Origin of the sequence: Acinetobacter sp. YH12086 (assembly GCF_013419345.1) — a bacterium.
Taxonomy (GTDB): Bacteria; Pseudomonadota; Gammaproteobacteria; order Pseudomonadales; family Moraxellaceae; genus Acinetobacter; species Acinetobacter amyesii.
Genome location: NZ_VPAF01000005.1, coordinates 1 through 11,714 on the forward strand (window position 1 = coordinate 1; position 11,714 = coordinate 11,714).

Annotated in this window: 9 protein-coding genes; 1 reads left to right on the forward strand and 8 read right to left on the reverse strand. The window is 40.4% G+C overall.

The window, feature by feature from the left end; genetic code table 11:
- Together FTU29_RS07375 and sbmA are read right to left on the reverse strand one after the other, a co-directional pair.
- The coding region (locus FTU29_RS07375; protein WP_180121171.1) for a BapA prefix-like domain-containing protein at positions 1–2,317 on the reverse strand (2,317 nt) is incomplete at its 3' end.
- A 499-nt stretch (positions 2,318–2,816) separates the two neighbouring features.
- Positions 2,817–4,013, reverse strand: a complete 1,197-nt coding sequence (sbmA, locus tag FTU29_RS07380; protein ID WP_180121173.1) for a peptide antibiotic transporter SbmA — start codon at positions 4,011–4,013, stop codon at positions 2,817–2,819.
- 459 nt (positions 4,014–4,472) lie between these two features.
- On the opposite strand from sbmA, the gene FTU29_RS07385 reads away from it, so the two are divergent.
- Entirely contained in the window at positions 4,473–4,667 is a 195-nt protein-coding gene (locus FTU29_RS07385; RefSeq protein ID WP_078193067.1) for a hypothetical protein, read from the forward strand.
- Between the two features lie 278 nt (positions 4,668–4,945).
- Here FTU29_RS07385 and FTU29_RS07390 read toward each other — a convergent pair whose 3' ends face one another.
- The 6 genes from FTU29_RS07390 to tcuA are packed head-to-tail and all read right to left on the reverse strand — an operon-like array spanning position 4,946 to position 11,699.
- Positions 4,946–5,998 carry an AbrB family transcriptional regulator gene (locus FTU29_RS07390; RefSeq protein ID WP_180121175.1) on the reverse strand — a complete coding sequence of 351 codons (1,053 nt, stop codon included), beginning with the start codon at positions 5,996–5,998 and terminating at the stop codon, positions 4,946–4,948.
- Between the two features lie 46 nt (positions 5,999–6,044).
- Positions 6,045–7,544, reverse strand: coding sequence for a tripartite tricarboxylate transporter permease (locus FTU29_RS07395; RefSeq protein WP_180121178.1), 1,500 nt, complete (start codon positions 7,542–7,544; stop codon positions 6,045–6,047).
- 13 nt (positions 7,545–7,557) lie between these two features.
- The gene (locus FTU29_RS07400; RefSeq protein ID WP_180024036.1) at positions 7,558–8,004 is read right to left on the reverse strand and encodes a tripartite tricarboxylate transporter TctB family protein; all 447 of its coding nucleotides are present in this window, start codon (positions 8,002–8,004) and stop codon (positions 7,558–7,560) included.
- A 54-nt stretch (positions 8,005–8,058) separates the two neighbouring features.
- A complete protein-coding gene (locus tag FTU29_RS07405) occupies positions 8,059–9,114 on the reverse strand; it encodes a tripartite tricarboxylate transporter substrate binding protein (protein WP_180077340.1) in 1,056 nt (351 codons plus the stop codon).
- A gap of 35 nt (positions 9,115–9,149) precedes the next feature.
- Positions 9,150–10,301, reverse strand: a complete 1,152-nt coding sequence (tcuB, locus tag FTU29_RS07410; RefSeq protein ID WP_180121185.1) for a tricarballylate utilization 4Fe-4S protein TcuB — start codon at positions 10,299–10,301, stop codon at positions 9,150–9,152.
- A gap of 3 nt (positions 10,302–10,304) precedes the next feature.
- Positions 10,305–11,699 (reverse strand): FAD-dependent tricarballylate dehydrogenase TcuA, encoded by a 1,395-nt coding sequence (gene tcuA, locus FTU29_RS07415; protein WP_180024033.1) that lies wholly within the window; start codon positions 11,697–11,699, stop codon positions 10,305–10,307.
- Between the last annotated feature and the right edge of the window lie 15 nt (positions 11,700–11,714).

Sequence of the window (11,714 nt, forward strand, 5' to 3'; positions counted from 1 at the left end):
CTTCTGCTGCTTCAACAAGATCTGTGGCTAAATCAACTGGATTTTCTGTGCTGTCATCAACTCCGTTTTCATTGGCATCGTTGACTGCTGGAATGGTGATATCCGTCAACGCATCAATACGGTCTTGCAAACCATCTTTGGCATCTTGCACGGCTGCTGGTGCAGACGGTAAAGCATCCACTGCATCTTGCGCTGCGTCTTTGGCGTCTTGTGCCGCTTTGAGTGCTTCTTCAAGTTCAGCTTTTTCGGTTGGGGTGATTAAGCCGTTTGCATTGGCTTCTTCTAATGCATTTTCTGCGGCTTGATACGCATCTTCCGCGGCTTTTACTGCCGCTTCGGCATCGGCAATTTGTGCATCAACTGCATCATCAATGCCATTGCCATCGGTATCGGTGACCGCTGGAATCTCGATATCCGTTAAGGCATCAATGCGATCTTGCAGTGCATCTTTGTCCGCACTGTCTGGCAAGGCATCCACTGCATTTTGTGCTGCATCTTTGGCATCTTGCGCATCTTTCAAGGCATCTTCTAAAGCTGCTTGTTCTTCTGCTGTAATCACGCCATCTGCATTCGCATCAGTAAGTGCATCTTCTGCTGCTTGATACGCATCTTCTGCTGCTTCAACCAGATCTGTAGCTAAATCCACTGGATTTTCTGTGCTGTCATCTACGCCGTTTTCATTCGCATCGTTCACTGCTGGAATGGTGATATCTGTCAACGCATCAATACGGTCTTGGAAGCCATCTTTGGCATCTTGTACTGCTGCAGGTGCAGATGGCAAGGCATTCACCGCGTCTTGTGCTGCATCTTTGGCATCTTGTGCCGCTTTGAGGGCTTCTTCAAGTTCGGCTTTTTCGGTTGGCGTAATTAAGCCATTTGATTCAGCATCCGCTAAGGCATCTTCTGCAGCTTGGTACGCATCTTCTGCCGCTTTCACTGCCGCTTCTGCATCAGCAATTTGCGCATCCACCGCATCATCAATGCCATTACCATCTGCATCGGTCACAGGTGGAATCACGATATCCGTTAAGTTATCGAGACGATCTTGTAAGTCGTCTTTATCTGTTCCTGCTGGCAAGGCATCCACTGCATTTTGTGCTGCATCTTTGGCATCTTGCGCATCTTTCAAGGCATCTTCTAAAGCTGCTTGTTCTTCTGGTGTAATCACGCCATCTGCATTCGCATCAGTAAGTGCATCTTCTGCTGCTTGATACGCATCTTCTGCTGCTTCAACCAGATCTGTAGCTAAATCCACTGGATTTTCTGTGCTGTCATCAACTCCGTTTTCATTGGCATCGTTGACTGCTGGAATAGTGATATCCGTCAACGCATCAATTCGATCTTGGAAGCCATCTTTGGCATCTTGCACTGCTGCAGGTGCCGATGGTAAGGCATCGACCGCATCTTGCGCTGCGTCTTTGGCGTCTTGTGCCGCTTTGAGGGCTTCTTCAAGTTCAGCTTTTTCGGTTGGGGTGATTAAGCCATTTGATTCAGCCTCTGAAAGTGCATCTTCTGCTGCTTGGTACGCATCTTCCGCTGCTTTCACTGCTGCTTCTGCATCGGCAATTTGCGCATCCACCGCATCATCAATGCCATTACCATCTGCATCGGTCACAGGTGGAATCACGATATCCGTTAAGTTATCGAGACGATCTTGTAAGTTGTCTTTTTCAGTACTGTCTTTTAATGCGTCAACAGCTTTCTGAGCAGCATCCTCAGCAGCTTTGGCATCGGCAAGTGCTTGCTCAAGCTTGGTCTTTTCTTCAGGGGTAATTAATCCATCCGCTTGTGCATCGGTCAAAGCATCCTTTGCGGCTTTATTTGCATCTTCTGCTGCTTTTACCGCTTTTTCTGCCGCATCGAGTGCTTGATTTGAGTTACCCGAACCCGATGAACTATCTGAATCATTATTTGCCCAAGCTAAAATGCCTCCAGCAGTAACTAAAGGAAATAACCACGTCCATAAACCAACTGTTGAATCTGAATAGAGTAAAGGATTAATTTCATCGATCGGATTATAGTTAATTTCAAATAATCCAGCTTCATTTGGATTTGTTTCTAATAGATATAATTTATCATCTTCTTCTAGTACAACATTGTTTTCATTTGGATTATCTGTAAAGTAATTCTCAATTATTAGTTGCTGTCCGTCTTTCATTTTTATAATTAAAGTATTTCCACTTCTCTCCATACTTAAAACATTTTCTTTTGAAGTATGTATAACAACAACAGAAGCCTCCTTTAATAAAATATTACTCGTTTGTATGTTTTCTAAAACAGAATGATGTTCTTTTGATACAACTTGGACGTGTAACATGACAATTACCCTCTGGTTTATTTATATATTTATGATTTAAATTTTTTTTTAACCACAAGCTTTATCTTATTAATCAAAAGGCATGTGAATGGACATATAACAGTTCAGCAAAGTTAAAAAAAATATTAAAGTTTTTTTCTTTATCGCATTGTTAAGATGTTTCACGCCAAACAGAAAGAATAAATTTGCAAAAAAATACACACAAACACCAAAAATATGTGATTTTGTTTGCATTTCAAATGTAAAAAAAAGCAAATAAAATGTGATAAAATTCAACAAAAATGTAATTTTTATAAATTAATCATCGATATGAATACAATATACATACGTAAAATTACCAAAATTACATAATAAGTATTTTTATTTACATTTTTTTTAAAAAATCATGAAATAAGATCTAACCTCTTTAATTTATTGATTTTATTTATTTGTAATTCTCATTAATTAAAACCATAAAAAAAACCTGTAATTAACTACAGGTCATTTTTAAGATTAAAAATTAATTATTAATTGTTTTTTCAAATGATTTTAAACGTTTGTAAATAGAAATCAGTTCAATAATGGTTGTCCACGAGGAAATCAGGTATTGGAAAGAATCACGTACACGCCCAAAGACATTTAAAATTTGCATTAATATACCGAGCGTGATTGTTCCCGCTGCAATACTTGGAAACAATACAAAGAACCCATAAATATTATCAAGCTGCATATACCAAATACGAACTAGGTTGAAATAAGCATAGTGAAAATACAGTCTAAAATAATTAAATCGGACTTTACCAAATAATTCTTTTAATGTGAGAGGATCTGCTCGATCTGCATGATCTTCACCATAAACTAATTCTTTACGATATGCTGCTTCGACTTTTTGATTATTAAACTCCAAACCCGGTAGTTTATAACCCACAAGCATTAAAATAACCGTCCCTAATACTGCCCAAAGGACTGCCGCCCAAACTAATGCATAGGTGATTTCCCCCACGACAGGTAATTTCTTTACATGTGTTGACAAAGTTAACAGCACAGGGAGAAATGCAATTAATGTCATCACCGATTCAACCAAGCTAACCCCAAGTCCTTCTGTGGTTCTCGCAAAACGCATCGTATCTTCTTGAATACGCTGTGAGGCACCTTCGATGGTTCTCAGTTTTTCCCAATGCGCTGTATAAAAGTCATTCATTGCGGTACGCCAACGAAAAACATAATGACTAACGAAAAACAGGTTCAATACCGCCAGTGTGACATATACCATGGCCACATAGAGAAAAGTCAGCGTCTCTGAATATAGCGTCGCCACTTCGCCCCCACCACCTGAAAGCATCTTCTGGATCAGATCATAGAATGGGTTATACCAAGCATTGATTACGACATTACATTCCACACTAAACCAAACATTAAACAGGATAAATGCGGTTCCCCACACAGACCATCGTTGCCAAGGATTATCTGATTTAATCTTCCAAAAGGCTGCAAAGAGTGCCGTTGCTACAAAAAACCAAGCATAGAACCATAAAAATTTGGGGCTCCAAAATCGGCTAATACCAATAGGCAGCTCTGCTTGATGATAATTTGCAGGTAAACCAAACATCGTACCCCAACTATTGCCACCGCTATACCACAAGACAATATTGATCACGAACCATATAAGGAATGATCCAAAAAACCATTTTGGATTTGGAAAAAAAGATTTAAACATTGGTCCTACATTTCCCTGAATCTTTGTTTTTAGATTGAGTTGCTGATAATAAGTTTTATTTCATTAATTTTCTTGTTCAGATTGAAGATTTAACGCTGTTTAATCTGAAATTTAACAATCAAATACAAGACGACACATCATTCGGTTAGCTTAAGGATGAAAACTGAAGTTCACCTTAAATTCATTATTGATCATGCCCTTTTGATGATCTGGTCATTGTTTGTGGAACAAAAGACACATCTTAGGACATATAATTACAATTAAAAAGTTTGTCATATTTTAAAATTATTTTTGATATCAATAGATTAAAAAACCTTAATTTATTTAACCATTATTTAAACTTAAGTTATGGAAATTTCTAAAATATTTTCTGCGATGGAGCTCACATCATTTACAAAACATGTTTCTTCACCAATAATATGCTAAGTTCAATTAACAACCTATGCTTGGGGAAGTAAAATGGAAAGTGCAATTGTTGAATTACTCAAACCAATTACATTAAATAAAGAAAATTGCAGTCCTTTGGTTTTTGAAACTGGTACCGTTCTGAAAGTGATTATGCAAACGCCAGAAGGTCTGTTGGTAAGCAATGATGATAAATTTAACTTTATGATTTCATTCAAAGATAAGAATGATGTTTGGCGCGAAATTTAATTTTGACGTTAAATCTTCGAATTTTGCATAATAATGAAATTTAAAATTTACTGCTCTAAAACGGCATTAAAATAATAAGGGACTGACGAGAGCAGTCCTGAATCAAATTGATCCCTCTTGCTCATCTTCACTTTCAAACCATCATTTAAGACCCTTTTCTCAACTATCTTTCATTAATCTCATTTTTTTCTAACTTCTACTCCACTTTATTTTAAATGCAATCTATAGAAAGTGTTCTATTTAATTCATCTGAATCAAAGATCGAATTGAGTGGACGATTAAGGCTTATCTGTTGTTTTAAAAAATATTTTTTTGCTCAATTGATAGAAATAATTGGTGGTCAATATCACAAAAATCAGCCGTGATAGTTGAAACGCAACCACGATAGGCACAGCTAATCCAAGGGCTTTTGCCATTAAAGACATTTCTGCAATGCCGCCGGGAGATAAGCCTAAAACTAAAATCTTCCCATTAGCATGACTGATATACATCAAGAACAATGCAAACAGGATAGATAATCCTAATGCCAACAAATTCAAAATGGTCGTGATGGCGATGAATTTTTTATGGCTTTTTAAAAAGCCAAAAGGAAACTTTGTGCCTAATGACCAACCTATACATATTTGTCCAAAGGCCGTAAACCACGTCGGAAATTTTAATTCCAATGCTCCGAAAAATGAAAGAAATCCCACCATAACTAATGGTCCGAGAACCCATGCATTTAATACGTTGAATTTTTGAAATATTTGCGCAATCAAGCAGGCTAGAGCAAATAAAAGAAGAATTTGGACAATTCCAAAGTGATCAATGATGTGTGGGTCTAGACTCACCCAATGAATATCAAATAATGCTGCTAAAACGATTGGTACAAGCACCACAAGTGCCACGATTCTCAAACTATGCGCAGCAACAACTTTATCCACTTGCGCATGATGATGTTCTGCGATATTCACCATTTCACTGGCACTGCCGATTGCAGAAGAAAACCACGCCGTTGCCCAATCTAAACCATTGATACCATATTGTAATCCTGCGATAAGTGTTCCCAAAATCAATGACCATAAGATGCCGAGTACGATAAATATCCAATAGGCAGAAATAGCATGGACTAGCGCTGGGGTAAAATATAGTCCCAAAACCATACCAATAATGACTTGTCCCACTTTACGCCAATGCGGTGAACATGTGAGTGGTTGGCCTATACAACCAAACAATAAAGCCGCGAGTAATGGCCCGAGCAACCACGGTAAAGGGAGATGAAGTAAATTTGCGATGAGCGCACCGATCAGTGCGCATACCAATCCTTTGGCATTTAATTTTATTATTTCCATATGATCTAACAGCAATGGTCAGACTCGCTGACCATTGCTTCTCCATTTAAGCTTTTTGCTTTTTAATGAATAGATATTTACGGACGATTGGCAAGATCAACAACAGTGCTGACATGACCCATAGTCCCATACTGATGTTACTGCTCCACAGAATACTGAGCTCACCTTGAGAAATGGAGAGTGCACGTCGTAGATTTGACTCCATCAATTCACCCAGTACAAAACCAAGAATCAGAGGTGCCAATGGAAAATCAAATTTTCGAAGGATATATCCAACAATACCGAGCCCCATACAAAGCACGAGATCGAAAACAGTGCTGTGAATTGCAAATACCCCAACAAAGCTGACTGTAGCAATAATTGGAATCAAAATATAACTTGGAATCGAAAGTAAACGCGCAAAGAAGCCAACTAAGGGTAAGTTCAATACCAATAAGATAATATTTCCCACCATTAAGGATGCAATCAATACCCAAACCAAAACTGGTTGCTCCGTAAATAACTGCGGACCTGGAGTAATGTTATACATGGTCAAAGCCCCCATCATGACCGCAGTTGTTCCAGAACCCGGTACACCTAAAGTCAACATTGGGACAAAAGAACCACATGCTGCCGCGTTATTAGCACTTTCTGGCGCGGCCAAACCACGTAGATCACCTTTACCAAATTGACTACTATCCCCCGCCATTTTACGTTCAGTGGTATACGCCATGGCACTCGCCACACTGGCACCCGCACCCGGTAAAATCCCTGAGAAAAACCCAATCAAGGATCCACGAATCATGGTGGCTAAAGCACTCAGAAACTCTTTGACATTAAATAATGAGCGTTTTCCTTGTTCTAAAACCACTTTGCCCATCGTGGTCCGTTCAAGCAGCAGTAAAATTTCACTGATACTAAATAAACCAATCACCACAGTTGTAAAGGCAATGCCGTCACTTAAACCCACACTATCAAATGTAAAACGATAAACACCGGTAATCGCATCCATACCCACGGTCGAAATTGCCAGACCGATCAGCGCCATGATTAACGTTTTAAATGGTTGCGTGCTGACTAAACCCGTCAGGCAAACAATGGCAAAAACCATCAAGGCAAAGTATTCCGCTGGTCCAAAGGAAACCGCCCATCGTGCCAAAATCGGAGCAAATAAAACAATCCCAATAAAGGCAATCGTACTACCTATAAATGAGCTAACAGATGAAAGGGATAAAGCAATACCTGCCTTACCTTGCTGAGCCAAAGGATAACCATCTAAAGTGGTCATAATTGCACCCGCATCGCCCGGTACATTCAGCAAAATTGCAGAAATTCGTCCACCATATTCACAACCGAGATAGACTGCTGCCAATAAAATTAAAGCACTATCAACGGGTAATCCTAAGGCGTAAGCAAATGGTAATAAGATGGCAACACCATTGATTGGACCCAATCCCGGCAACAGTCCGACAATCGTTCCAATAAATGCACCAATAAAAGCAATGAGTAAATTTTGTGGTTGTAAGGCAACTTCAAAACCTGTCATTAAGAAATTAAATATGTCCATGTCGTTGTCATCCCTAACCCAAGAAGCCTAGTGGCAATGGCACATCCAAAACACGGTCAAACAGATAGTAGGTACTCATACTCAGCACCAAACCCGTAATAACAACTGGTACTGTTTTCCCGTTAAAAAGTTTCCCAACCGCGATGGTCATCAGTAGCGTTGCCGCGATAAATCCCAACCATTCGAAGCAAAGCGCATACAGTGACAATGCCAATGTACATAGAACAAGTTTGCCGATTAAATGCTTAGTCCAACCTAGTTCAACAGGTTCAAACATCATGGCTGGGCGCACAGTCAAATAAATGGCACTCACTGTAATTAAACCCATCAGTAAAATTGGAAAGGCTTTCGGTCCTACAGGGTCGTAGGAAATCGGCGCTTCAAAATTGCATGCGTAAATTAATAAGAAAAAACCGCAGACCGCAATGATGGCCGTAAGAATCCGTTCAGATTTCATCATCTATCCTCGAAAACAAAAAACTGAGTTGAAAAGGCATTCAACTCAGCGTATTTGTTATTTTGATAATTTATATTCTTCTGATAATTGACGCATTTCAGCCGTTTGCTTATAGACATAAGCACTAATTTCTTCACCTGTTAATTCAAATGGCAACAGATCCTGATTTTCTCGAACGGCATCAAATTTCTGATTGGTCATCATTTTATCAAAGGCATTTTTCCACCAAGCATATGCCTCATCACTGACCTTTGGTCCCATGTAGAAACCACGAATCACAGGCCATTCCAAGTCGTAGCCTTGTTCCTTCGCAGTTAATAACTTAGAAAATTTACCCGCTAAACGTTTATCAGAAAACACTGCTAGAACGCGGATATTACCCGCTTCGAGATGCGAGCCAATTTCACTCACATTCCCCACGCCCACTTGAATATGTTGACCTAACAAGGCTGTTAATACTTCGCCACCGCCTTCGAGAGCTACAAAACTCAAGTTGGCAGGATTTACCCCAGCCTTTTTAGCCAAAATTGCCGTTTGCATCCAATCTTGACCACCCACACTGCCAGCACCACCAAAACTGATCCCTTTTGGATTTTCTTTTAGCGCCTTCATCAGATCATCCAGTGTTTTTAATGGCGAATCCTTATGCACTGCCACTAAACCGTAATCAACAGCTACACCCGAAAGCCACTTCACATCCTTCTCAGTAAAATTACCAAATTTACCTTGAGCCAAATTCAGTAAAGAACCAGTTGAAAATGCGATGACCGCATTGTTATTTGCTGGATCATTATTCACGATTTTATTGTAAGCAACGGCCCCAACGCCGCCTGGCATATAGGTCACACGCATCGGATCTTTTAATACTTCTGTTTCTTTAAAGCCGGATTGGATCAGCTTACAGGTCATATCAAAACCACCACCCGGCTTTGCAGGTGCAATACATTCTGCACGTTTTGGATGACCAGGATCTTTTGAGGCATTGCCTGTGCCGCAGCCAACGACTGCAATACTGGTGCAAGCGACGGCTAACCATTTTAATTTCTTCATTGTTAAAATATCCTTATAACGTTGTAGTCCATTTAAAAATTCAATTTTCTTACCTATAGCCATCATCGACCTCCATGGTCCGGTTGTGGTTTGGGTGCTTACTTGGTTTTTGAATTCGTTTTAAGTTTTGCGACACGTTCTTCGACGGCAAATTTTAGTAATGCGGCACTTCGGTAAAAGCCGTGCGCAAACTTACCAAAAGGGATCGTCAAGAAGAAAGTCATAACGGTTGCAAGATGAACAATCAGCAAGAGAGCCATTGCGGAACTATCGCGAAATACCAATAACGCCAGACCTGTAATGCTGATCAGCAATAACAAGAAGATAAAACCACGGTCCATTGGTTTTTGTTTTGCATCACCATGCATCGGATGTCGTTTAATATTGAGATGTAGCAGCCCGATCGGTCCAATGATCAGACCAATACCGCCCAATGTACCTAAAATCACCGGTAAACTGGTGTAGGCATACGGTGCTTCTAAGCCCAAAAAGTAGTGATACATCGTCGCGACACTGGTTGCCATAAAGCAAAGTAAAAATCCATACATCGTAAAGTGATGGAAAACACGGCGGATTTGTGTATAACGATCATCTTCCTCATTACAGCCTTTACTATGTCCACCATCTAAATATTTTAAGGTCAGGACATTTTTTGACGCTTGTAAGATATCGGGTTGAGCAACGCCTTCTGGAATAATTTTTGAAGTTTGTTTCCAAAATTTTGCTATTCCCAAGCCCAAAAGCATAAAAGCTAAGAGAAATACAGAGCCAAATAACACGGCAAGAAAGTTATGCGGAAAAATTGCATAAAAATTCCCTTGATATTGACCAAAGATATTGGTGCCATTGAGCCAAACACCCAAGAGCATCAGTAATGCAAAAAATACCGACATCGCAGAAACTAGCGGAATTCCGGTCTTTTTATAAATCGCACCAAAAGATGCAGGAACTGCAAATTCTTGATAGGTTTCTAGGCGGACTTGTGCCATGGCTTGAGGAATATTGACGCCAAATTCATGCGGAGGCGCATACTGACAGGCATGTAAACATGCGCCACAGTTGTGACATAAATTTGCCATGTAATGAATATCGGCTTGAGTAAACTCAAGTCTTTTGGTCATTGCAGGGAAAACCGCGCAGAATGTTTCGCAGTAACGACATGCATTACAAATCTGTAAAGCCTGTTTTACTTGTTGTTCATGATCCGTGAGCTGCACAACTGGTATTAAGTTTTTAACATTTGCATTCATTCTTTAAACTCCCAGTTTAAACGCAGCTTGAGCCGCATTTTTTCCTGCAATCCGGCCAAATGTCGTTCCGATCGACATACCTACACCGGCCGTATAACCTTGCCCAAGTACATTGCCTGCCATCATTTCGCCTGCAACAAATAGATTTGGACTCGCGACATTTTCAAAGCGCACAGCGGCATCATCTTCGACTTTTAAGCCTAGATAGGTGAAAGTAATGCCTGGACGTAAAGCGTAGGCATAATATGGCGGTTGGTTTAAAGGAACAGCCCAATGTGTTTTTGCGGGCGTTAAATTTTCGGTATGGCAATTATCCAGTACCGTGTGATTAAACTCACCCGCCACACAGGCTTGGTTATAGTCCTTCACGGTTTGAACTAAAGTCGCAACATCTAGATTTAATTTTTCTGCCAACTCTTCGATCGTATCTGCCTTAGTACCTTCAAAGACTGGTGGCATAAAACGCCCAACCGATTTTGAATCAATAATTGAATACGCAATCTGACTTGGCTGTTTTGCAACTAAACGCCCCCAAATGGCATAACGTTTCGGCCAGAAATCTTCGCCTTCATCATAAAAACGTTGCGCATTTTTATTGACCACGATGCCGAGTGAAACACAGTCAATACGGGTGCAAATGCCACCATCGTAGAGCGGTGCGCGGGCATCAACTGCGACACAATGTGATTGAGATGGGTCGCCAATAATATCTGCACCCTGATCAATCATGAACTTTAATAAGTTGCCTTGGTTAAAACGTGTGCCTCGTATAATGAAATGATCTGCAGGCCATTCGCCATTTTCATTTTGTCCCCACGCTTCTTTTAACCATTCGCGATTGGATTCAAATCCACCTGCAGCTAATACACATGAAGCGCCGTCAAAACGCGTGCCATCTTCAGCAATTGCAGCAATAAATGTCCCATCTTCAATAATTAGTTCATTGATTTTTGTGTTGTAGCGAATCTCGACCCCTAAATCTTTTGCACTTCTAAAATAGGCATTCACCAAAGCTTTACCACCGCCCATAAAAAATGCATTGGTCCGTGCTACATGTAAGGCACCTGATAACGGTGGTTGAAAATTTACCCCATGTTGACGCATCCAATTACGGCAAGTTGCCGTGGTGCGAATCACTAAACGCGCTAAATGCTCATTGGTTTTACCTGCAGTTACTTTGAGTAAGTCCTGCCAATATTCTTCTTCTGGATAGGCATCGACTAACACATCTTGAGGTTCATCATGCATACAACGCAGGTTACGGGTATGTTGTGAATTTCCACCGCGCCATTCCTTTGGTGCTGCTTCTAACAATAAAACTGAAGCGCCAGCCTCCCTTGCTGTCAATGCTGCACATAAAGCGGCATTCCCACCGCCAATTACAATTACATCATGCATTCGATGTCTTCCCTT